Here is a 22,343-nt window from a genome sequence, read left to right as displayed (position 1 = left end):
GATTAATAGCCAGGGTTTTGATTGCCGACCAACGCCGGGTTATTTTGAATTTCACGCTGCGGCACAGGCCACACTTCATATTTGTCCTGCCAGTTGGACGAAAAAGCAGACATCACGGCACTGGCCCGCCCGGTGCGCACCAGGTCGTACCAGCGGTGGCCTTCAAACGCCAATTCGTACAACCGCTCGTTCTCGATGATTTGGATCATCTGCGTTTTGGTGACCGCCGAGATCGCAGGGGCTTTAGCCCGTTTCCGTAAAACATTAATATCGGTTTGCGCCGAATTGTCACCGGTCACATTATTCAGTTGGGCGCGCGCCTCGGCGCGGATCAGGTAGATCTCGCCCAAACGGAAAAACATCACGTTGTTGTTGTCCTGGTCGGCTGTGCCGTATTTGGCCACGGACCAGCCGTTGTCGTTACCCTTCAGGTTGTCGCTGCTGAAGCTGATGCTGCTAAAACGGCCTCCCGATTCATCCGAAGCCAACGCCACCACGGTGGGGTTGGAGGGAATCAGCTCGCGGCGGCTCACAAAGATGTTGTTCAAGCCGATATTGCCGTTGGTACCCGGATCGTCCGTGAGCGTGTAGGCGCCTTCGAGGATCGACTCGGCTGGAAAATCTTTGGTGACCACATAGGAAAAAAGTGTGTCGAGTGAATATTGCTTGGAGTTGATCACGTTGGTGGCATAGGTTTCCGCCTCAGCCCAGTTTCCACGGTAGAGATGAAAACGCGCCAGCGCCGACTGCAAGGCATACTCGCCTGCAAAGGCTGTGCTCACCGGCTTGGTGGGCATCTGGCCCAGGGCGGCGGTATAATCTGCCAGGGCAAAATCAAGAATTGCCTCTTTGTCGGTGCGGCCGATATTTCGGTTGTCGTCGATGGCCGTGGTGGTTACCAGCGGCACGGCGCCAAACGAATAGGCGGCGATGAAATAGCAATAGCCCCGGATGAAATGGGCTTCGCCCATCACCTGGTTTCGTTGCGCGATTTGCACGCCGTCCACGTTGGGCAGGCGTTCCAGGATGAAGTTGGCGATGTAGATGGTTTCGTATAGCGCCGACCACAACGTTGACACGGAGGCATTGGCCGAAGTGATCTGTTTGGTGCCCAGTTCCTGGTATTGGGTAAACGTACCGTTGTTGATCAGCAGATCGGCCGTGGCATCGCCGGCAATTACCGTAGCGGGGGCAACGGTCCGGAAAGCATTGTATAAACCGATCTCCACGTTGGGCACGTCGGCGGGTTCGTTCAGCACAACGTCGTCGGTGAGAATGTCAACCGGTTTTGGCTCCAGCGTGTCTTTGCACCCGGCAACGAAAAGTGTCAGGCTGAGCGTAAGAAATATGGCGAATGACTTTTTCATTTTAATGCGGCGTTAAGTCCAACGGAAATGGTGCGCACCTGCGGCAACGTAAAGAAGTCGATGCCTTGCGAGGTGGTGGACCCATCGAGTGTGCTCACTTCCGGGTCGGCCCCGGAGTATTTGGTGTACGTCCACAAGTTGGTGGCGGAAGCAAAAATGCGCAGACGGTCCATCTTCAACCGGCTGGTGATGCGCGTCGGCAGGTTGTAGCCGATGCTCACGCTCTTCAGACGCAGGTAGGAGCCATCTTCCAGGAAGCGGCTGCTGTGCAAATTGTTGAACGTGTTGCCCAGCTCATAGCGGGGCACGTCCGTGATATCGCCCGGCTTCTGCCAGCGGCGAAGGGCCGCCACCGACTGGTTGTTTTGAATGTCCTGCCCGGCATTGACAAAGGTCTCTTTTGAAAAATTCAGGATCTTATTTCCCAGCGAAAACTGGAAGAAAATATTCAGGTCGAACCGTCCGTAGGTCAATTTGTTGGTGATGCCGCCGATGAGCTTGGGCTGAGCGTTGCCGATCACCACGGCGTCGGCGTTGGTGATCTTGCCGTCCTTGTTCACATCGTCATAGATGGCATCGCCCGTGCCGGGATCCACACCCAGAAAACGGAGACCGGTGAACGTACCCAACGGTTCGCCTACCTTAAGCACGTTGGTGCCGTCCACGCCATTGGCCTGGTAGCCGGTATAGACGGGAATGGAGTCGGCAAGGAACAGGATCTTGTTCATGTTCTTGGAGAGGTTCACCGTCGTGGTCCACTTCAATTGCTTGTCGATGTTCACCGATGTGATGCCCAGCTCAAGTCCCTTGTTCTCCAGTTCGGCGATGTTGTCAAACACGCTGGTGAAACCGGTGGTCGACGGGTAGGGGCGGGCAAACAGCAGGTCCGTTGTTTTGTTGTAGTAGGCGTTGGTGGTAAGCTGGATGCGGCCATCGAGCAACGACACATCGAGACCGGTGTTGATCTCGCGCGTGGACTCCCATTTCAGATTGGGGTTCCCGATCTTTTCCGGCGACACACCGGAGTTGCCATTGTAGGTGGCTGCGGCCCACGTGCCCAGGAACTGGTAGTTCGGAATGCGCTCATTACCCGTAAAGCCAAAGCTCGCCCGCAGCTTGAGGTCGTTGATCACGCTGCTGACCGAAGAGGATTTGAAAAAACTCTCCTCCGAGATCCGCCAGCCGGCCGACATCGAGGGAAAATAACCAAACCGGTTGCCGGGACCGAACCGCGATGAACCGTCTGTACGCATGCCGATGCTCACGAGATACTTGTCGAGATAATCGTATTTCACTTCGCCGAAGACCGAGAAAAGTCCGTTTTGCGCTTTGAAGGATGAACCTTGGTCAACGATACCGGCAGACGTGATGTAGGTGAAATCGTCGCTGGGGAAAATTCTTCCCTGCACGCTGCTGGAACGTGAATTTTGCCGGATCATCTCCGTGCCCAGGAGACCCGAGAAGTGATGCTTGTCGCCGATCGCCTTGCTGTAGTTCAGTGTGGCGTTGACAATGAATGACCCGTTGTTGGTCGTGCTGTAGACACCATAGCCTTTGCCGCCAACGCTTTCGAGCACCCCGCCGATAGCGGTTTGCGTGGACTCATATTGATCTTCCAGGACTTCGTTATAATCGATGCCGGCCTGCGCCCGCACGAAAAGATTGTCTGAGATTTGATACCGTGCATTGACGTTGCCCAGCAATTTGGTAGTGAACGCATCGAACCGCGGCAACAAGGCCTGGCCCACGGGATTAAAATTGGGAAAGCCTGCATACAGCGAAGAGCTCGGCCCAACGATCCGGCCGTTTTCGTCATAGGGAGTATAGTAGGGCATGCTTTTGACGGCGCCCGAATATACGCCATCCAAAAAGTTGTCGCCCTTCACGCGTTTGTTGAGCGTGTGCGACAAGTTAAGGTTGGTGCCCACCGTGAGTTTGCTGTTGAGCTTCCGCTCCAGGTTGAGCACACCGGCCAGGCGTTGGAAGCGGTTGTTCAACTGAACACCTTCTTCGTCGCGATAGCTGCCACTGATATAGTACGTAGTGACGTCGTCGCCACCCGACGCCGACAGTTGATATTGTTGCATGATGCCGGTGCGCAACACAGCGTCCTGCCAGTTGGTGTTCACCGCATCGGTCACACCGGGAATGAGACCCAGGCCGTCAGGATTTTTACCGGCATTGCGGACCGCTTCGCGTTGCAGCTCCAGCAATTGCGTGGAGTTGAGCAGGTCCAGTTTTTTTACGATATCCACCATGCCGCGCTGAACGTCCACGGTGATGGCCGCTTTTGACGATTTACCGCGCTTGGTGGTGATGATAACCACCCCGTTGGCGGCACGCGATCCATACATGGCTTTCGCGGAGGCGTCGCTCAGGATTTGGTAGGACTCGATGTCGCCGGGGTTTACCAGCGCGAGCGCGTTGTCGTCCTGGCCACCAAAGTCCCGTTGCGATAAGGCACCCACCTGAACGGGAACCCCGTCGATGATGTACAGCGGGCGGTTGGAAGCGTTGATGGACGTGCTGCCGCGAATGCGCACCGCGACACCGCCACCCGGGGTGCCCGAAGATTGCACCACCTGCACACCCGGTGCCTGCCCTTGCAGGGCCTGGTCGATACCATTAATGGAAAGATCTTTCACGGCGTCGCCTTTGATGGAGGACACCACTCCGGTAATATCTCTTCTTTGAACGGATGAATACCCGGTAACAATAACTTCATCTAGCTCCGTGGATTCTTCCACCAGCGTGATGTTGACCGTTGTTTGTCCGTTGAATGTGAATTCCTGGGTCTGGTACCCCACAAAAGAAAAAACCAGGATAGCACCGGCAGGAGCCTGCACGGTATACCGGCCTTCAATATCGGTGATGGCGCCCACCGACGTACCCTTCACCACGACGTTCACCCCCGGCAAGCCGTTTGGTTCGGTGGCAGACGTAACCTGTCCTGTCACCAACTGGCCCTGGGCGAAGGTGAGCGAAGAAAGCAATATGAACAGCAATCCGGGTAAAAATCTCAGCATAGAGAAAGGTTAGTACAGGTGTTCTAAAATTAGATATTTAAGCCTAAAGAACAAGGAGCGGCCGGCGAAAGAAGCTGCGTCGTAAATATTTGCGGATCAAATCCCGAAAATCGGAGAGTAAATTTCAGGTGTTGATGAATTTCACCATTTCTTCCCGCTGTTTTTCCGAAGGCAACCGACCTAAACCAGCGCTCAGGTTGTCGAGCATGTGCTGGGGTTTGGAGGTGCCGGGGATCACGCAAGTTACGGCAGGGTGGGAGAGGATAAATTTTAGAAAAAATTGGCCCCAACTGTGGCAATTGAACTCCTCGGCCCACTCCGGCGGCACCTTTCCCTTCACCCGGTGGAACAGCGCCCCCTCTTCGAAGGGCTGGTTCACCAGCACACTGATCTTTTTTTCCTGCGCCAGCGGGAACAGGCGCTCCTGTGCCTTCAGACTGAGCAGCGAATAGTTGATCTGGATAAAATCCAGCGGTTCGCGCAGCATGATCTGCTCCATGGCGTTGTAGGCGCTCTCGGTATAATGCGTGATGCCAATGTAGCGCACCTTGCCTTGTTCTTTCCAACCCCTCAGGGTCTTCAAATGCGTTTGCCAGTCCACCAGGTTGTGGATCTGCATCAGGTCGATGGTTTTGCGCTGAAGCAGGTTGAACGACTGGTTCATTTGCGCAATGCCCTCCTGCTCGCCGGTAGTCCATACTTTGGTGGCGATGAAAAGTTTGTTGTTGACATTGATCTCGGTAGAGAGGTCGCCCACGACCTTCTCCGACTGGCCATACATCGGTGAGCTATCCACCACGCTGCCGCCCCGCTCTACCAGCGTTTTTAACACCGCCTTTAGCGGGTCGCGCTCTGTAGCGTTGCTGCCGACGTCAAACGTTTGCCAGGTGCCCAGGCCCACCGCCGGCAGCCATTCCGAAGCGCTGAGGATCGGGCGCTTTAAGAGCGTTTCATCCATAAGTTTCCATCCCGACGATAGCGACAGCAAACCTAAAGCAGAAAGGTGTTGAAGGCAAGTTCTCCGGTCCATAGGCCTATTGGGTTTGGTTCACTTGCTTAGGGTCCCGTTAGCGGCAACGCAGGCAAGAGGGTTGGGAAGAAATGTTCCGGTAAGTCATGAACTCAGGGGCTCTCTTCGGACATGACGGAGATAATACATGACCAAGTTATCACTTGGGTAAACGTTTATCAAGAAGACTACGAAGATTTTATACCATGGGGAAAAACCGTGGAACTGAAGGGAAAAATACGGGTGATGCGTTTGCCCTGTCGTTTGTCAGGCACGCGTCGCAACGGCTGTCAAAGCTTCGCCGGAAGCTGGATATAGAACGTTGTTCCCTCGCCCGGCGTGGAGGCGACTTTCAAGGTGCCGCCGTGCAGGCTCACGATCTGTTTGGAAAGGCTCAGACCGATGCCGCTCCCCTCTTTTTTTGTGGAGAAAAAGGGTACAAAGATCTCCTGTAGTTCCTTTTCGGGGATGCCCTTGCCGTTGTCGGTCACCTCCAGGCGCAAATAGCTTTCGATGCGGAACGCACGCAGGTCGATGCGTTTGGCCGCCCGGCCCTCCAGGGCATGCGTGCTGTTGGTCACCAGGTTGATCAGCACCTGCTCCAGCAGCGTGGCGTCGAACGAAGCCTGCAACGTGTCCGGCACAACGGCAAGGCTGAGCGCGATGTCCTGGCGGACGAGATTGGGCTTCATCAGTTTTTCGATGGTCTGAAGAAATTCCCCGACGTTCACCGTTGCCATCACTGGTTTGGGCACCCGCGTGAGCTGGCGGTAGTTCTCCACAAACTCGAGCAACCCATCGCTGCGCTTGTGAATGGTGGCGAGCGAGAACAGGATATCGCCCAGCGTCTCCGGAGTGATGTGGTCGACCGATTTTGGCTGGCCGCTCTTATCGGTCAGCAGGCTTTGCATGGTTTCGGTGAGCGAGGCGATGGGGGTCACGGAGTTCATGATCTCGTGGGTGAGGATGCGGATCAGCTTGTGCCACGCCTCGATCTCCTTCTGTTCAATCTCCGAATTGATGTCTTGAAGGGTGATGAGCTTCAACGGCGTATTGAGAATGACCAGCGTGCTCACGTCCACGGCCAGCAATTTGTTTTCTGCCGCCGTGCGCACCTCCACCAGTTTCCGCCCAGCATCGCCAAGGGCTTCGATGTCGCTGGTCAGTTTAGGATGGAGCATGGAGATGGCCTTCCAGTGTTTGAGTCCCGTGAGCCCCAGCAGGCGCTCAGCCGTGGGATTGACGAGCGTCACTTCGTCGTGCTCCAGCGAGATGATGCCTACTTTTAGTTGGGCCACCAGCAATTGCAGGAAGTGATACTGTGCTTCCTTCTCGATCTTCACTTGTTTGTAGGCATCGACGATCTCCGCCATGCTCTGCTGCAGCTCCCGGAACGACGACCCCAGCGGCCCCTGCTTGAAGGTGACCGAGAAATCGGCGTGCTTGATGGCCAGGAAAAAACGCGACAGCTCGCGGTTGGTGTGGTTCACGTAGCGGATCAACTCCACCACTTGTGCCACCAGCAGCAGGAACAGGATGATCTGGTTGAAGAACAACCGCGGATCGCCAAAGATCCAGGACAATAAAAGCACGTTGCCCAGCAAGAACGCGATGCGAAGGACGATGAGGAAAGTGAAGCGCTTGTAGATCATTGAATGCCGTGTTTTTTCATCCTGCGGTATAAAGCGGTGCGCGTCATGCCCAGCGTCTTCGCCGTGTTGCTCACATGCCCATCGTGGTCTTGCAGCGATTGCTGGATGAATTGTTTTTCCATTTCATCGAGGGTCAGGGGCAGGTGATCTTTCTTGGGCGAATAGCCGGCGTTGTTAATGAGGAGCTCGGCCGAGTGGATCACTTTTTCTTCGCTCAGGATCACGGCGCGCTCCACGGCATGTTGCAGCTCGCGGATGTTGCCTGGCCAATGGTACTTCTTTAACTTGGCCAGCACGGACTTGTCCACTTTGATGTCAGGGCGTTTATACTTTTGTCCGTACCGCTGCAGGAAGTGATCCAGCAGGGCGGGGACGTCTTCAGCGCGCTCGCGCAGCGGGGGCACGCGCACCTCGACCGTGTTGATGCGGTAGAGGAGGTCCTGGCGGAATTTCTTTTCGTACACCATTTCGTGTAACGGCATGTTGGTGGCGCAGAGCAGGCGGAAATCTACCGGGGTTTCTTTCCCCGAGCCCACGCGTTGCACTTTGCGGTGTTGCAAAACCGTGAGCAGCTTGGCCTGCAGGGGCAGGGATAAGTTGCCGATCTCGTCCAAAAAAATGGTGCCGCCGGAAGCGATCTCAAAACGACCGGGCTTGTCTTGTTTGGCGTCGGTGAACGCACCTTTTACATAACCGAACAATTCACTTTCGAAAAGCGTCTCGGTGATGGCGCCGAGGTCCACGCTGATGAACACCTGGTCTCTGCGGGCCGACCGCCGGTGGATGGCGCGCGCCACCAGCTCTTTGCCTGTGCCGTTTTCGCCGAGGATCAACACATCGGCGTCGGTGCCGGCGACGCGGTCGATCATTTCGCGGACGCGCCCAATGGCAGGTGAGTCGCCGATAAAATCCGAGTAGGCGTGATCGATGTCGTCGCTCAATTTCTCCTGCGCCATTTTCAACTTTTCCACTTCCTTGCGCGACTGCCGGAGCTGCAGGGCAGAGAGGAGCGTGCCCAGGAGTTTTTGATTCTTCCACGGTTTCAGCACGAAGTCTACGGCGCCATTCTTCATGGCTTTCACCGCCAGGTCCACTTCGCCATAGGCCGTGATGAGAATGACCACGGCTTGGGGATCGGCTTTCAGGATCTGGTCCAGCCAGTGGAATCCTTCCTCGCCATCGTTCACACCCTTTTTGAAATTCATGTCAAGCAGGATCACATCGAAGTCCTGGTTTTTCATGAGGGTGGGAATTTTCGCGGGATCTTCTTCGATCTGCACTAGCGAAAATTCCTGTTTCAAAAACATGCGGGCGGTTTCCAGCACGTCGCGGTCATCGTCTACGATCAATATCTTTGCAGCGTTCATCAGATCAGCTTAGAGTCGGTTTGGGATGGCCGGCCTGCGCGTAAACGCCAGCCCAAGCCATAAATTCCTTTGTTTTTGGTTTATAAAGCTACTGGAATTGTATCATATTCAAACGTTTCTTTGTATCGTTTTTGATACATCTTATCGGATTTAAATCACATTGTTATTATGTAAATAGTTGATTATTAATACATTATAACAATGGCACAACTTTAGTAATGGATGATGCATTATGATAAAAAACTATTTGATCATTGCCCTTCGAAATTTCCTCCGGAACAAGAACTACACCCTCATCAACGTGCTGGGGTTGAGCATCGGGCTCACCTCCTGCATCGTGATCTTTTTGATGATCACCTATGATCTGAGTTTCGATAAATTTCATGCGCACTACAACAGCCTTTACCGGATTGTCCAGGATTCAGAAAGCGCTTCAGGCGTTCAGTCGGAAGCCGCTACGCCTTACCCGCTGGCGCAAGCTTTCCGCAATGATTTTCCGGAGATTCCGCTGGTCACCCAAATGCATTACCAGGACGAGGTCCTCGTGCGGGTGGGCGATGACAAGCAGGTAGTGGAGAATATCCTTTTTGCCGACTCGTTGTTTTTCGAGGTGTTTAGTTTCAAGGTGATCTCAGGAAATCCCAAAGCCGAATTAGGTCAGCCCGGAAAAGTGTTTCTCACCGAGTCACTGGCTAAGAAGCTGTTGAAGCATGAAGGCGTGACCACCATCAAGATCGGCAACAAAGTGCAACTGGATGTAGCCGGCATTGTAGCCGATCCTCCCGCCACGTCGCACATTCAATTTACCATGGTCGTTTCCATGCCCTCCCTCACGGAGGATTTTCTGGGCGGCCTGCCACTGGATGAGTGGGGAATGACGGCTTCAGGTTTTACCTATATCGTTCTGCCCTCAACGATCGACCCCGCTTCGCTGACCCCGCGCTTCGCTGCATTTGTGAAAAAATATATGGCGGGGGAGGACCAATCGATCAAACAGACGTATTCGCTCCAGGCCTTGCAAGACATTCACTTCAGTAAAAAATATACCAAAAATCCCGGAACGTTCTCCAATGCCGAATATTCGGACCTGGTGGTGCTGGCCATCCTGGGATTGTTCATCCTGGCCATTGCCTGCATCAACTTCATCAACCTGGCCACGGCGTTGGCGATAAAAAAATCGAAAGAGATCGGCATCCGGAAAACGCTTGGCGCCAAGCGCGGCCAACTCACCCTGTATTTTCTGGGCGAGACTTTCCTGATCACCCTGTGTGCCGTGCTCATCTCCCTTTGTGCAACGGAGTGGCTGTTGCCGTGGATCAACCGGTTTCTGACCAAGTCGCTGGGGCTGAACATTCTTTCCAACCCGATGCTGGTGTTGTTCTTGCTGGGGTTAATGGTGGCGGCCACACTTTTTTCGGGATTTTATCCGGCGGTGATCTTGTCGGGGTTCAATCCGGCGGCCGTTCTGAAAAATAAGATCTCGGCCCAAGGCAGTTCCGGCGCCACGGTGCGGAAGGTGCTGGTGGTGTTCCAGTTCATGATCGCGCAGGTGCTCATCATCGGCACGCTCATCGTGGCCGACCAGATGGAATATTTTAACAGCAAACCGCTGGGATTCAACAAGGATGCGATCATCAACATTCCCATTCCGGATATCAACCGGCAAAACATGCTCGCCTTGCGGGCACGCCTGGAAGCCAATCCCAACATTCAACAGCTATCCTTTTGCTTGGGCGCACCGACTTCCAATAATAATTTCAATACAGGATTCTACCTGACAGAGAAGGGCACTGGGGAACGTTACGACATAGGGTTAAAACCAGTTGATATACACTACCGCGACACGTATGGCCTCAAACTGGTGGCGGGACGCTGGTTCACGGAAGCCGAAGAGAAACGTGCGGACTTTGGTTTGCCGGAAGGCGAAGCGGAATTTAAATACATCGTCAACGAAGCGGCCGTACGGACATTGGGTTTTCACGATCCGAAAGACATCATCGGAAAATTCATCACCACCGGTGTGCGGCGCACGAACGCCGAAGTGATCGGTGTAGTGGAAGACTTTCACGTGACGTCGCTGCATGACAAGATCAAACCTGTATTGCTCATGGGCATGCCCGAATTTTATTTCACGGCCGGTATGAAGGTGGCGCCCGAACATTTTTCGGAGACCATCAAGTTCATCGAAAAGAATTGGAACGAAGTTTTCCCGGACTACTTCTTCGAATACGAATTCCTCGATCAGGAACTGGCTGCCCTCTACCGTCAGGACGAAAGAACGTTCACCCTCTTCAAGATCTTTGCCGGCATCTCCATCTTCATCGGCTGCCTGGGCTTGTACGGACTCATCTCGTTCATGGCCAATCAAAAACTGAAAGAGGTCGGCATCCGCAAAGTGATGGGCGCGTCGGTGACCAGCATCATGATGCTGTTCTCGAAAGAGTTTATCAAGCTCATCGTGATCGCCTTCGTGATGGCGGCGCCGCTGGCCTGGTATTCGATGCACCGGTGGCTGGAAAACTTTGCCTACCGCATCGACATCCGCTGGCCGGCATTTCTCATTGCGGTGGGAGCCACGTTGACCATCGCCTTGCTCACGGTAAGTTATCGTTCACTGCGGGCGGCTGTTTCCAACCCGGCCGAAACCCTGCGCACGGAATAAAATCTTCACGTATATTTTAAACGTCTTAACCTTCTCATCATATGTTCCAGAATTATTTTAAGACCGCCATCCGCAGCATTTTTCGCGAACGCTACTATGCGTTGATCAAGATCGCCGGATTGGCCCTGGGGCTGGGCACCAGCCTGGTGTTGTTCCTGTATGTGACCCATCAATTGTCGTATGATTCCATGCATCCCGACGTGGATCGCCTGTATCGCGTCAACATGACCAACATCTGGAATCCCAAGGGAGGCTATTGGGGGTCTACGGGACCGGCGGTAGCCAATGCGTTGATCACGGAATATCCCTCGATCGAGACGGTCCTGCGCATCAATACACCCGGCGGACAGATCGTGCGCTACACCAAACCCAACCGCGACGTGGTGGCCTTCAACGAAGAACGCGTGCTGGCCGCCGACTCCACCTTCTTTTCATTTTTTGCTTTCGAATTGAAAGAAGGCGATCCGCGCACCGCCCTGGAAGGAAAAAATAAAGTGGTGATTTCAGACGAGGCGGCCAAGCGCCTGTTTGGCGACGAACCTGCCCTAGGCAAGCTCATCCAGATCGGCGACCAGCGGGAGACCGCGGAAATTACGGGCGTGACAAAAACACAACCCACCAACGTGCACTTTCATTTTGACTATCTCCTGTCGATGCCGTCTGTCCCGATCATAAAGCAGATGGAGTGGAGTTGGATCTTTACGCAAGTGGTCACCTATGTAAAACTCAAACCCGGCACCGACGTCACTGCGTTAAACAAGACGCTGAAGACGCTGCCGATGCGTTATGCACCGGCGACTTTTCAGCGGATTGGGATTGACTTCAACGAATTTATAAAGGAAAGGGGTGCGTGGGAAGTGTATCTCCAACCGGTGCGCGAGATGCGGCTATATTCTTCGGACACCGGCAACCGCCTGGGCCCCGTAGGCGACATCAAGTATGTGTATGTCTTCAGCATCGTGGCCGCGTTTATCCTATTGATCGCAGTGGTGAACTTTATCAATCTCTCCACGGCACGGGGTGCCAGCCGGGCAAAAGAAGTGGGTGTCAAGAAAACCCTGGGCCTCCATCGTGCTTCGCTCATCGCCCAGTTCCAGGTAGAGAACATCCTGGTCACGTTCGTGGCCATGTTGCTGGGGCTCGGGGTAATGGAACTGCTTCGCATGCTCATTCAGCCGCTCACAGGTCTGGAAATCCCGGTTACCCTGTGGGATAATAAATTGTTCTTTGCCATCATCATCCTGCTGCCGTTGGTGGTCGGTTTCCTGGCAGGGCTTTATCCCGCCTTCTACCTCACCTCGTTCCGTCCGGCACAGGTGCTCAAGGGCAAGATGATCTCGGGCCTGCGCACGTCGAATCTGCGGAACGTGCTGGTGATTTTTCAGTTCACCATTTCCATTGCGTTGATGGTGGCCACCATGGTTGTGTTCGATCAACTGAAGTATTTCCAATCGGCAAGCCTGGGCTTCAACCAGGAGAGCATGCTGATCGTGAACAATAGCGAAAAGCTCGGGAACCAATTGCAATCCTTCCGCGATGAGATCGCCACCTATCCCGGTGTAGAGGAAGTATCGGCTTCCGCCGATTTTCGCAAAGCGTTTGAAGACATTTTCATGCGGGAAGGCAACGACCTGAAGCTGCCTATCACCTACATGAAAATAGACGACTACTACCTGGCAACGGCACAACACCAGCTGGTTGCCGGTCGGGGCTTCGAGCCCAACCGACCGTCGGACGTAAACGCTGTGATCCTGAACGAGACCGCGGTGAGATTATACGGGTGGACACCAGAGCAGGCCATTGGCCAACACATCATTTACGTTGGCGACGATGTAGGCCGGCAGGAGATCATTGGCGTGGTAAAGGATTTTCATTTCCGGTCGCTGTACGAGACCATCAACCCGTTCATGTTCTTCAACATAAAATCCAAGATATTTGGAGACCTCCGCACGGTATCCATCCGGTTCAACACGCCCGACGTAGCGTCATTGATCGCGAGGATTGAGAAGCGCTGGAACCAGATCGCGGATGCAACTCCCTTTGAATACTCTTTCCTGGACGAACAGTTGAAGATGCGCTACCAGGAAGAACAACGCCTTGGATCCCTGTTCTCCGTCTTCACGGTGCTTTCCATCACCATTGCCATCATTGGGCTGGTGGGGCTGGTGGCCTACTCGGCCGAGCAGCGCAAGAAGGAGATCGGTGTCCGCAAAGTTTTTGGTGCTTCGCTGTCGAGCATCTACCTGATGATGAATACGCAGTATGTTAAACTGCTGGTGGTCGCTTTGATCATCGCCACACCGCTGTCGTGGTGGGTGATGCAGCAGTGGCTGGATACTTTCCAGTACAGGGTGTCGATCAATCCCTGGCTCTTCATCCTGGCGGGAGGCGCGGAGCTTATCCTGGCGATGATTTGCGTGGGCTACCTGGCCTTGCGCGCGGCGTCGCTTAACCCGGCAGTGGTACTGAAAGAAGAATAAGAACATTTATTGCAGATGATCCATCCTAAACCGGCGGGGCGACCTGCCGGTTATTTTTTTGAATGACCAGCTGAAAGAGCTCAGGCTTTCAAAGCCGGCCACCTGGCAGATCTCGGTGATGGGTAGTGCTGAATATTGCAAGAGCTGTTCGGCGGTTTTCATGCGCAGGCGGGTGAGGTATTGAAAAGGCGTGCAGCCAAAGTAAACACAAAAGTTGCGCAGCAGGTGGTTGGGTGAAAGCATGGCAGCGTCGCTCAATTCTTCCAGACCGATGGCTTCAGATTTATAGGCATGCAGATAATCGCGGGCCACCAACAGCCGGCGGGCAATCTCCTGCTGGGTGCTCGTCTTGGCAAACGGCAGCGTCAGGGCATGCGATGATGCGCGCGCTTCGGTTGCCCGCAACGCGTGGAAGAGGAAGAAAAGGTCTTCCCGCAGCGAAAGCATCGGAGCGTTTTGCGCGATGGATTGCTTGAGCTGCGCCAGTCTCTGCCGGAGCCCATCGTCCAGGTCAAGGGTATTCAGATTGAAGGTGTAATCAGATGACAGGGGATTTGCCGGGTTGTCCAGCAGCCGTTCGTCCGAACGCTGAAAATGTTGCAGGACATCGGCCACCAGGGTGGCATCGAAGAAGACGATAAAGGTTTCGGCTTTGAAGGGGCTGTTCACCAGCACGCGATACTCCTGGGCGTCATTGAGGATCAGGAGACGATGCTCGTCCACGGTCAGGCGCCGGTGCTCGACTTCATACATCGCCTCGCCTTTCAACGCCACTTTCAACGACAGCGGGCCCACGCCTTTCCAATCGTGGAAGCGGGCGCTGCTGTTCATGATGATGGAACTTTCGCGCGTACTGGCAAACAGCGATCCTTCCGGGGCACGTTTCTTTTGGGGATCTTTATGTACGAATGCCAGCACGATTGTGTAATTTAAAGTAAGATACAAAAAGGTGATTTAAAAGAAGTTCACTCGCCCGCGTCACCCTAGCTTCGTCACTATAAACCCACACTTCTATGATAACCCGCCGCAATTTTATTACCGGACTCCCCATCCTCACGCTCGCCGGTGTTCCGGCACTGGCCCAGGACAAACGACCCGACCCCCTCAGCGTCGACAAAGTAAAAGAGTTTGTCAGGCTGGGTCACGGCGACCTGGCCGGCACCAAACAAATGCTGGAAGAAATGCCGGCCGTACTCCACGCGACCTACGATTGGGGCAATGGCGATTTTGAAACCGCCCTCGGAGGGGCATCCCACATGGGCCGCAAAGACATCGCGGAGTACCTGGTTGGAAAAGGCGCCCGCATGGACATCTTCACCGCCGCCATGATGAACAAGATCGACATCGTGAAAGCGATCTTTGCCGCCTTCCCCGATACCCATCTCTGCAAAGGCCCTCACGGCATCACCCTGTTGATGCACGCCCAGAAAGGAGAGGCGGGAGAGGTCCTCGAATTCCTGAAGCTCCGTAACATCACCCAATAGCCCGACCATGGAAGAAAAAGTATTGACGCTCCTCAAGGCGCGCCGCACAACCGATCTCATCGACGAACTGAAACAACATCCCGCGCTGGTCGACACCCGCGACACACAGGGTGTATCGCTTTTATCGCTCAGTTTTTATTATGGAAATACCGAACTGAGCGACTACCTGCTGGCCCACAAATCCAACCTCGACATCTTTGAAGCCAGTGCCGCAGGAAGCCTCGACAAGGTCAAAGGATTCGTCACTGAAAATCGCGACCAACTCAACGCCTTCTCCGCCGACGGCTTCACGCCGCTTGGGTTAGCCTGCTTCTTTGCCCGGACACCGGTGGCGGAGTACCTGTTGGGCGCAGGTGCCGACCCCAGTCTCGCTTCACGCAACGCCTTCCATGTGGCTCCGCTCCACTCGGCCGCTGCTGCGCATGCCACCGACATCGTGCGCCTGTTGCTGGAGCATCACGCCGACGCGCAGGCTACCCAGCAAGGCAACAACACGGCGCTGCATACCGCCGCCCACTATGGCGACCTGGAGATGACCCGGATCCTCCTCCGCTACGGCGCAAACCCGCAGGCAAAGACCGACCAAGGCCAAACACCCTATGACATGGCGATCGAAAAGGGATTTTCGGAAGTAGCTGCGTTGCTAAGGGGATGAGGGGGTCAAAGCCCCAGTTGAACCTTGAAATATTCCAGGGTGAAAGGCTTGTGGATCACGGCGTCGAACCCCGCCGCCTTCAGCTCGGTCACTTGCTGGTTATCGACATAGTTGGTGAGCACAAAGGCTTTGAACGGATGGGTGACGAAGGTGCGCAATTGGTGCAGCACATGGTGGGCCAGTACGGTAGTGGTGAGGTAGTAATCGATGATGACCACATCGAAAGTATTTGCCCGCGCCCAGTCCAGCGCCTCCTGGGGAACGGTGAAACCCTCAGCTTCGAACTCCAGTCCCACTAATTTTTTTACTACAAATAAATCGAACTTCTCATCGTCGAGGATCAGTACCTTCATTGGCGTCAGCCTTTAGTATATCAAAAGTATCTTTCCGCAGGAGAAACTACAAGCAGAATGAAAAAACTTTGGCACTCCCGGGTGTGGAAGCCGGGGTGGTGGCGAAGTGTTTTTTACAACGTATCGTGTTCTTTTTCTTTACTATATGATTCCCTAGCTATAGTAAGAATGTAAGCCAATGTGGACGGGTAAGCAGAAGGTTAGAAGGTCATCCGGCAGTGCTTCGCGAAGGGCACACAGCATGTTTTTTCAGAGACAAAAGAGGCCTATCACACGTGGTGATGGGGGTGTTTTTCATAGGGAAAATGAACGTCGCGGAGGGTGTAAAACACAGTGAGAAAAAGATGAAAATTGTAAGTGTGATTCAAAATATAGTATATTCACAGCAAAGTGTGAACCATAACATTTTAAGTAATTATTAATTAACTCTAAAATTCAAAAACGCTATGGCAAAAACAGCGAAAAAAGCAGCTAAGAAAGCTGCGAAGAAGTCCGCTAAAAAAGCGGCAAAGAAAGCAGCTCCCAAGAAGGCCGCAAAGAAGGCCGCTCCTAAAAAAGCAGCCAAGAAAGCTCCTAAGAAAGCAGCAAAAAGAAAACCCAACGCAGCCTTCATGGTTCCTCTGACTCCCAGCGCAGCCCTTTCTGAAGTGATCGGCACCAAAGCCATCCCCAGAACAGAGATCATCAAAAAGATCTGGGACTACATCAAGAAGAACAATCTTCAGGACAAGAAGAACAGAAGAATGATCAACGGCGACGTGAAGCTGAAAGCCATTTTCGGTGGCAAAGATCAGATCTCCATGTTCGAATTGGCTAAAGTCGTGAACAAACACGTGAAGTAATTCAAACAGGACAGACGCGTGCTTGGGTAATACTGAGCATACAAAGCCTAAAAAAAGCACCACGGTTTAGCTGTGGTGCTTTTTGTTTTTAGGGGGGAGCCAGAATTCAGTGGCCAGTAGTTAGTAGCCAGAAGTCAGTATTCGATAGTTGTTAGGGCGCTGTTTGGCTTGTGATTTCTGCCGATTAGATGAAGAGAATGCATCTATTTCAGATTTAAAGTTCACGAAGCGATTGATGGCCTATGGTTACAGATCAACCTCCAAATGCTTGTGCATCCTGCCTATTTGCCAGCCATGATTTACTGAATAGAGACTACTGATTACTGACCACTAACTACTGGCTCCTGGATTCTGGCTCCTGAACCTCATCGCTCAAACAACCCCAACAACTCCTTCTTCCTACTCGGCGCCACCTCCAATTCCCGCTTATCCTTCATCGTCACAAACCCTCCCTTTCCCTTCGAGTATCGAATAACATGATGGGGATGAATAAGATGCGATCGATGGATCCGCAGAAAGCCATGCTCCCCCAACACTTCCTCAAAATATTTCAGTGTGCGGCAAATGAGCAGGGGAGTGCCCGTCTCGAAATGAAAGCGGGTGAAGTTATCTACGGCCTCGCAATATAAGATGGTGTTGATCGACACGATCTCGAAGCCCTCCAGGGTGGGCAGCATGATCTTTTGAGGTGAGGGTGCGCGCAAATTCTCCAGGAGCACTTGCGCGTGGTGTTTGTAGTTTTCGGCGGCGCGCTCTTCTTTTATTTTGGTCACGGCCTTGATGAGCTCGTCGATGTCGATGGGTTTCAGCAGGTAATAGGCGGCACTCAGGTTGAGGGCTTGGATGGCGTAGGTGTCGAAGGCCGTGACAAAGACCGTCTCGAAATCTACCTGACCAACCTTGTCCAGCAGGTCGAAGCCGTTGCCATAGGGCATTTCGATGTCGAGAAAAACAATGTCGGGGCGGTGGGCTTCGATGGCCTCCAGCCCGGTGGATACGGACTCGCCAAAGCCACAGACCTGGACTTCGGGACAGTATTTGGCCAGGTAGTTCGCCAGGATCTGGCGGCTGTCTTTTTCATCGTCGACGATCACGGCTTTCATAGGCTCGCGGTATGATTTTTCATAGGTAAATACACGCGCACTTCGGTTCCCGATCCTTCCGGCAGGTCGTCTATGGCAACGCGGTAATGGGTCTTGTAAACTTTATTGAGGATGTCCAGCCGCTCGCGAATATTTTTCAAGCCGGTGGACCGGTGTTTTTTCTGTTGCGCCGTCTTCAACGCGGCCGACCGTTTGCGGCCGATGCCGTTGTCTTTGATCTCCACCACCAACTGCCCGTTGTCTTTGATGAACCGGAGCGAAAGATGACCCTTCTCCTCCCGATACCTCAACCCATGCCAGACAGCGTTCTCGATGTAAGGCTGAATCAGCATAGGAGGGACCTCCATCGCTTCGGTGTTCAGCGATGCGTCTACGTCGATCGTGTAGTCGAATTTATCGCGGAAGCGATAGTGCTCCAGTTTCAGGTACAGCGAGAGAATGTCCTGCTCCTGTTGCAAGGGAATAAAATCCTCTTGTGAATTTTCTAGCACGAGCCGCATCAGTTGGGAGAATTCGGAAAGGAATTTGTTGGCAGCGCGCTCGTCCTGCTGGGCAATAAAATGGTTGACGGAATTGAGCGCATTGAAAATAAAATGCGGGTTCATCTGGCTGCGCAGCGACTTCAAGGCCAGCAGTTGGTTGGCCATTTTGCTGGCTTGCGCATTCTTATAGGTGAAATACGAGGTGGTGCCAATCACCAGCAACAAGGCCAGCAGTCCATAGATGATGATCCGTTGACGCGTCACGGTGGCCTGCTCCAGGCTTTCTTCCTGTTTGCCGAGCGATACATTCTTGGAGAGTTCGGTGATGTCTTTTTGAATGTTGAGGATCCGGGCCTGCTGGAGACGCTGCACTTCGTTGAGCGAGTCGGCCTGCGTGACGTGGAAGCTGAATTTGTGATAGGCATCCAGCGCCTTGGACGTCATGCCGTTCTTTTCATAGAGGTTGGCCAGTGTTTGATAGGCATACATCTGCTCCTTGGGATTGTGGAGGGTGTCGGCAATGCGCGCGGCTTCTTCGATGGCCCTCAGCGCAGCGCGGGGTTCGCCTTTGGCGTCGAGCGCGTTGCCGATCTCTACTTTGTCCTTGGTCACTTCAGAAAAGTTATTCGACTCCAGGTTATATTCAATGGACTTATTGCGCAGGTCGATCTCGTCATCGTAACGGTTTTGGGAGCGAAATACGCCCGCGATTTCCTCTTTGGCCTTTTGCAAAGACTGGTCTTCTTCGGGGCTCACGTTCTTGGTTTGGCGCAACGTGTTCACCGAGCTGTCAAACAGGGCTTTGCTTTTGTCCAGGTTGTTAAGGCGGGCATAGATCTTCGCTTCCTGGTTCTTGGCTTGGTTGGAAAAACTGTTGTCACTGCTCACTACTTTCTTCGGGGTGAGGTCGATCTCCTTCAAAGGGACCAACGCTTCCGGGTAGCGCTCCATCTGGTAATACACTTCCGACAAGCTCAATTGCAAGGCAGCTTTTTGGTTGGCATTCCTGGATAGCTGCAAGGCTTCTTCAAAGTGCTTCAAAGCTTCAGCGTATTGCCCGAGTTTCAGGGCGGTGTTGCCCATGCCTTGCACGGCACGCACATACTCGTCGGTGTATCCACCCTTTGGGGTAACAAGTTTTTCACGGGCATGTCCATAATTGTCCAGGGCCAGCTTCCATTCCTGCAGGCCTTCATTGATCTCGCCCAGCAATAGGTAGCATCGTCCTTCATTGAAGGACTCGCCGTTGGCCAGGCTTAGTCCAAGGGCTTCCCGCACTTTGCTGAGCGCATTTTGTGGGTCTTTATCCTTCATTCCACTCGCTTCATTCAACAACACCGACACCGACTGGCGCGAGGAATTGCTCTTGAATTTCGTGTAGGAGTCTTTTTTGCTGGCCTGACCATAACCGGTCGTCGAGAGCAAGATCCCCAGAAAACAGAACACGATGACGATTCGTTGGCGCATGAAATGAGCTTTGAGCGGGAAAGTTAATACAATATTCAAAATGCAAATTTTCGGGAGACCAACCTAAACCAGGCTTTCCCGAAGCCGGCCTGGCGGTTCACTCAGTGGAATGGCGCCCTCCCTCAGTTTCGATACCCATTCCTCTTTTTTCGCGTGAGATTTAAAAAAAAAACAATTAGCCATGAGACACCTGAACACCGCCGCGGGCCTGCTTTTGAAAGGTATCGTTTTCACCGCCGCCCTATGCCTGTATACTGAATGCCAGCCGGCTCACTCGGAGACCAGACCAACTGCCGAGCCGGCCACCGTGAAAAGCCAAAAGATCAAGCTGGCCTTGCTGCTGGACACCAGCAACAGCATGGACGGGCTCATCGAACAAGCCAAATCGCAGTTGTGGAAGATCGTGAACGAGCTGGCCGCCGCCAAATGCAGCGACGGTGCGTCGCCCGACATCGCCATTGCCCTCTACGAATATGGCAACGACCGGCTGTCGTCCGGCAACGGCTACATCCGCCAGGTGAGTCCGCTGACGGGAGACCTGGACGTACTCTCCGAAAAATTGTTTGCCCTCACCACCAATGGCGGCCAGGAATATTGTGGACACGTGATCCGTACGGCACTCGAACAACTGGAATGGTCGGGAGAGAAAAACGACCTCAAAATGATTTTCATCGCCGGCAACGAGCCCTTCTCGCAGGGAAGTGTTTCGTATGAGTGGGCATGTCAATACGCGAAAGAAAAGGATGTCGTGGTGAACACGATCTTCTGCGGAAGCTTTGACGAAGGCATTGCAACGAGTTGGAAGCGGGGAGCAGACGTAGGAGGAGGTGCCTATATGAGCATCGAACAAAATCGCAAGACCGTCTATATCGCAACGCCTTTCGATGATCAGATCAGCGCCAAAAATGAGGCCTTGAATGCCACTTATGTTTACTATGGCGCGTCCGGCGCATACAAAAAAGATCAACAACGGGTTCAGGACAGCAATGCTGCGCAATACGGCAAGGCAAATGAAGTAGAGCGCACCCTTTCCAAAAGTTCGAAGGTCTATTCCAATTCAAGCTGGGACCTGATCGATGCCTCAAAGGATAACGCCAAGATCGTTACCGAAACCAAAACCGACGACTTACCCGAAGAAATGCGCTCCATGACGGTGGAGCAACGCAAAAGCTATATCGCCCAAAAAGCAGCTGACCGTGCCCGCATACAGGCAGAAATCCAGACGCTCCAAAAAGAACGCAGCAAATATATCGACACCCACAGCACCGCCGCAGACAAGACAGCTTCCCTGGATGCTACCATGATCAAGTCGCTGAAGGCCTACGGCCAGGCAAAAAATTTGAGCTGGAAATAAAAGCACCTTCAACCCACTCCGATAGCATATGAAACGGTTCATGTTCACAAACCTGCTCCTGGCGATCGCGATCGCCACAACCCATGCGCAATACAACAAAGCCAACCTGAAACTGGAACCAGCTGCGGCACTGAAAAAGTATGCCTATGAAAACCTCCAGGTGTATCCCGTGCGAGCGAACGCAGCCTTCAAAGAACAGCATAAGCATGTGGGAAACTATGTGACGCTCAAGGATGGCCTGCAAAAAAATAAAGCAAAGATCACCGAACGCGACAGGGGAGAAGTGAACACACTCTACATCGAAAACGTATCATCCGACACCATCATGGTGCTTTCGGGCGAGGTGGTGCAGGGCGGCAAACAAGATCGTGTCATCGCGCAGGATTTTCTTTTGTACCCCAAAAGCAAAAAGGATATTTCGGTCTTCTGTGTAGAGCCCGGTCGTTGGCAACCGCAGAAAGGAGGGGATGAGGGTATGGAGTTTAAGTCGTATTCGTCGTTCTCAACGAACGACGTCCGCAAGGCGGCTATCGTGGAAAAAGATCAGCAGAAGGTTTGGGATAAGGTGGCGGAAACCACATCGAAAAACAACGCCACCACGAGCACCGGCACACTCACCGCCTTGAAAAATTCCGGACCGTTCAGCGCAAGCCTGAAAAAATATACCGACTACTTCAAGCCGCTTTTTGCCAGCGAACCCGATGTGATCGGCATGGTCGTGGTGTCGGGCGATGTCATCCTAGGGTGTGATATGTTTGCCACGCACGAAATGTTTATGGCCCACTATCCCGATCTCGTCAACGCCTATGCCACCCAGGCCATCACCACGGGCAAACCGGTGACGGTGCCCTATGGAAATGTGCAACGCTACCTGGACACGCTCATCACCGACGAGCGAAAACAGGAAAGCGAAGTGAAGAAGAAAGGAACGCTCCTCAAGGAAGGCGACAAAAAACTACACGTCTCTACCTTCTGACCAACAACCGTGGCCTGAACGTTGGGTTAGGATGCTCTATGGCATTTGATCAATCCTTTCTATC

The 22,343-nt window shown here is 53.3% G+C and carries 17 protein-coding genes; 7 read left to right on the top strand and 10 right to left on the bottom strand.

Going from position 1 to position 22,343, the window contains the following annotated elements:
- Positions 1–2: 2 nt before the first annotated feature.
- The 5 genes from D4L85_RS28480 to D4L85_RS28460 form a co-directional block, all read right to left on the bottom strand.
- Positions 3–1,367, bottom strand: coding sequence for a RagB/SusD family nutrient uptake outer membrane protein (locus D4L85_RS28480; protein WP_119757493.1), 1,365 nt, complete (start codon positions 1,365–1,367; stop codon positions 3–5).
- On the bottom strand, positions 1,364–4,393 hold the full coding sequence (locus D4L85_RS28475; protein ID WP_119757492.1) for a SusC/RagA family TonB-linked outer membrane protein: 3,030 nt from the start codon (positions 4,391–4,393) through the stop codon (positions 1,364–1,366). The genes D4L85_RS28480 and D4L85_RS28475 overlap by 4 nt, the downstream gene beginning before the upstream one ends.
- A gap of 124 nt (positions 4,394–4,517) precedes the next feature.
- Positions 4,518–5,423 (bottom strand): aldo/keto reductase, encoded by a 906-nt coding sequence (locus D4L85_RS28470; RefSeq protein ID WP_119757491.1) that lies wholly within the window; start codon positions 5,421–5,423, stop codon positions 4,518–4,520.
- 269 nt (positions 5,424–5,692) lie between these two features.
- Entirely contained in the window at positions 5,693–7,054 is a 1,362-nt protein-coding gene (locus tag D4L85_RS28465) for a sensor histidine kinase (protein WP_119757490.1), read from the bottom strand.
- Entirely contained in the window at positions 7,051–8,421 is a 1,371-nt protein-coding gene (locus tag D4L85_RS28460; RefSeq protein ID WP_119757489.1) for a sigma-54-dependent transcriptional regulator, read from the bottom strand. The genes D4L85_RS28465 and D4L85_RS28460 overlap by 4 nt, the downstream gene beginning before the upstream one ends.
- 232 nt (positions 8,422–8,653) lie before the next feature.
- On the opposite strand from D4L85_RS28460, the gene D4L85_RS28455 reads away from it, so the two are divergent.
- Together D4L85_RS28455 and D4L85_RS28450 are read left to right on the top strand one after the other, a co-directional pair.
- Positions 8,654–11,083 carry an ABC transporter permease gene (locus D4L85_RS28455; RefSeq protein ID WP_119757488.1) on the top strand — a complete coding sequence of 810 codons (2,430 nt, stop codon included), beginning with the start codon at positions 8,654–8,656 and terminating at the stop codon, positions 11,081–11,083.
- A gap of 41 nt (positions 11,084–11,124) precedes the next feature.
- On the top strand, positions 11,125–13,563 hold the full coding sequence (locus tag D4L85_RS28450) for an ABC transporter permease (RefSeq protein WP_119757487.1): 2,439 nt from the start codon (positions 11,125–11,127) through the stop codon (positions 13,561–13,563).
- Positions 13,564–13,569: 6 nt separating this feature from the next.
- Here the strand turns inward: D4L85_RS28450 and D4L85_RS28445 are convergent, their stop codons facing one another.
- Positions 13,570–14,481: a helix-turn-helix transcriptional regulator gene (locus D4L85_RS28445; protein ID WP_119757486.1), complete on the bottom strand. Its 912-nt coding sequence runs from the start codon at positions 14,479–14,481 to the stop codon at positions 13,570–13,572.
- A gap of 95 nt (positions 14,482–14,576) precedes the next feature.
- Between D4L85_RS28445 and D4L85_RS28440 the strand changes: the two genes are divergently transcribed.
- Positions 14,577–15,047: a hypothetical protein gene (locus D4L85_RS28440; protein WP_228450660.1), complete on the top strand. Its 471-nt coding sequence runs from the start codon at positions 14,577–14,579 to the stop codon at positions 15,045–15,047.
- Between the two features lie 7 nt (positions 15,048–15,054).
- Positions 15,055–15,702 (top strand): ankyrin repeat domain-containing protein, encoded by a 648-nt coding sequence (locus tag D4L85_RS28435; RefSeq protein WP_119757485.1) that lies wholly within the window; start codon positions 15,055–15,057, stop codon positions 15,700–15,702.
- A gap of 5 nt (positions 15,703–15,707) precedes the next feature.
- Here the strand turns inward: D4L85_RS28435 and D4L85_RS28430 are convergent, their stop codons facing one another.
- Positions 15,708–16,055, bottom strand: coding sequence for a response regulator (locus D4L85_RS28430; protein ID WP_119757484.1), 348 nt, complete (start codon positions 16,053–16,055; stop codon positions 15,708–15,710).
- A 418-nt stretch (positions 16,056–16,473) separates the two neighbouring features.
- Positions 16,474–16,668 (bottom strand): hypothetical protein, encoded by a 195-nt coding sequence (locus D4L85_RS34865; RefSeq protein WP_228450659.1) that lies wholly within the window; start codon positions 16,666–16,668, stop codon positions 16,474–16,476.
- Between D4L85_RS34865 and D4L85_RS34860 the strand changes: the two genes are divergently transcribed.
- Positions 16,667–16,897 carry an SWIB/MDM2 domain-containing protein gene (locus tag D4L85_RS34860; RefSeq protein ID WP_228450658.1) on the top strand — a complete coding sequence of 77 codons (231 nt, stop codon included), beginning with the start codon at positions 16,667–16,669 and terminating at the stop codon, positions 16,895–16,897. The genes D4L85_RS34865 and D4L85_RS34860 overlap by 2 nt on opposite strands.
- A gap of 365 nt (positions 16,898–17,262) precedes the next feature.
- On the opposite strand, the gene D4L85_RS28420 is transcribed toward D4L85_RS34860, so the two are convergent.
- Together D4L85_RS28420 and D4L85_RS28415 are read right to left on the bottom strand one after the other, a co-directional pair.
- Complete coding sequence (locus D4L85_RS28420) at positions 17,263–18,000, bottom strand: LytR/AlgR family response regulator transcription factor (RefSeq protein WP_119757482.1); 738 nt, start codon at positions 17,998–18,000, stop codon at positions 17,263–17,265.
- On the bottom strand, positions 17,997–19,949 hold the full coding sequence (locus D4L85_RS28415) for a tetratricopeptide repeat-containing sensor histidine kinase (protein WP_119757481.1): 1,953 nt from the start codon (positions 19,947–19,949) through the stop codon (positions 17,997–17,999). The genes D4L85_RS28420 and D4L85_RS28415 overlap by 4 nt, the downstream gene beginning before the upstream one ends.
- Before the next feature lie 181 nt (positions 19,950–20,130).
- On the opposite strand from D4L85_RS28415, the gene D4L85_RS28410 reads away from it, so the two are divergent.
- Positions 20,131–21,303, top strand: a complete 1,173-nt coding sequence (locus D4L85_RS28410; RefSeq protein ID WP_119757480.1) for a vWA domain-containing protein — start codon at positions 20,131–20,133, stop codon at positions 21,301–21,303.
- Between the two features lie 28 nt (positions 21,304–21,331).
- Positions 21,332–22,279 (top strand): ARPP-1 family domain-containing protein, encoded by a 948-nt coding sequence (locus D4L85_RS28405; protein WP_119757479.1) that lies wholly within the window; start codon positions 21,332–21,334, stop codon positions 22,277–22,279.
- The last annotated feature ends 64 nt before the right edge of the window (positions 22,280–22,343 follow it).

It is taken from the genome of Chryseolinea soli (genome assembly GCF_003589925.1).
Taxonomy (GTDB): domain Bacteria; phylum Bacteroidota; class Bacteroidia; order Cytophagales; family Cyclobacteriaceae; genus Chryseolinea; species Chryseolinea soli.
The sequence above is the reverse complement of the archived record's forward strand: the minus strand, read 5'-3'. Positions and strand labels throughout refer to the sequence as shown.

What these genes read in the sequence shown, in the direction of transcription:
- D4L85_RS34860 (WP_228450658.1), top strand. Translation starts at nt 16,667, where the DNA reads ATGGTTCCTCTGACTCCCAGCGCAGCCCTTTCTGAAGTGATCGGCACC.
- D4L85_RS28415 (WP_119757481.1), bottom strand. Translation starts at nt 19,949, where the DNA reads ATGCGCCAACGAATCGTCATCGTGTTCTGTTTTCTGGGGATCTTGCTC.
- D4L85_RS34865 (WP_228450659.1), bottom strand. Translation starts at nt 16,668, where the DNA reads ATGAAGGCTGCGTTGGGTTTTCTTTTTGCTGCTTTCTTAGGAGCTTTC.
- D4L85_RS28420 (WP_119757482.1), bottom strand. Translation starts at nt 18,000, where the DNA reads ATGAAAGCCGTGATCGTCGACGATGAAAAAGACAGCCGCCAGATCCTG.
- D4L85_RS28475 (WP_119757492.1), bottom strand. Translation starts at nt 4,393, where the DNA reads ATGCTGAGATTTTTACCCGGATTGCTGTTCATATTGCTTTCTTCGCTC.
- D4L85_RS28455 (WP_119757488.1), top strand. Translation starts at nt 8,654, where the DNA reads ATGATAAAAAACTATTTGATCATTGCCCTTCGAAATTTCCTCCGGAAC.
- D4L85_RS28430 (WP_119757484.1), bottom strand. Translation starts at nt 16,055, where the DNA reads ATGAAGGTACTGATCCTCGACGATGAGAAGTTCGATTTATTTGTAGTA.
- D4L85_RS28435 (WP_119757485.1), top strand. Translation starts at nt 15,055, where the DNA reads ATGGAAGAAAAAGTATTGACGCTCCTCAAGGCGCGCCGCACAACCGAT.
- D4L85_RS28450 (WP_119757487.1), top strand. Translation starts at nt 11,125, where the DNA reads ATGTTCCAGAATTATTTTAAGACCGCCATCCGCAGCATTTTTCGCGAA.
- D4L85_RS28480 (WP_119757493.1), bottom strand. Translation starts at nt 1,367, where the DNA reads ATGAAAAAGTCATTCGCCATATTTCTTACGCTCAGCCTGACACTTTTC.
- D4L85_RS28440 (WP_228450660.1), top strand. Translation starts at nt 14,577, where the DNA reads ATGATAACCCGCCGCAATTTTATTACCGGACTCCCCATCCTCACGCTC.
- D4L85_RS28465 (WP_119757490.1), bottom strand. Translation starts at nt 7,054, where the DNA reads ATGATCTACAAGCGCTTCACTTTCCTCATCGTCCTTCGCATCGCGTTC.
- D4L85_RS28460 (WP_119757489.1), bottom strand. Translation starts at nt 8,421, where the DNA reads ATGAACGCTGCAAAGATATTGATCGTAGACGATGACCGCGACGTGCTG.
- D4L85_RS28405 (WP_119757479.1), top strand. Translation starts at nt 21,332, where the DNA reads ATGAAACGGTTCATGTTCACAAACCTGCTCCTGGCGATCGCGATCGCC.
- D4L85_RS28470 (WP_119757491.1), bottom strand. Translation starts at nt 5,423, where the DNA reads ATGGACCGGAGAACTTGCCTTCAACACCTTTCTGCTTTAGGTTTGCTG.
- D4L85_RS28410 (WP_119757480.1), top strand. Translation starts at nt 20,131, where the DNA reads ATGAGACACCTGAACACCGCCGCGGGCCTGCTTTTGAAAGGTATCGTT.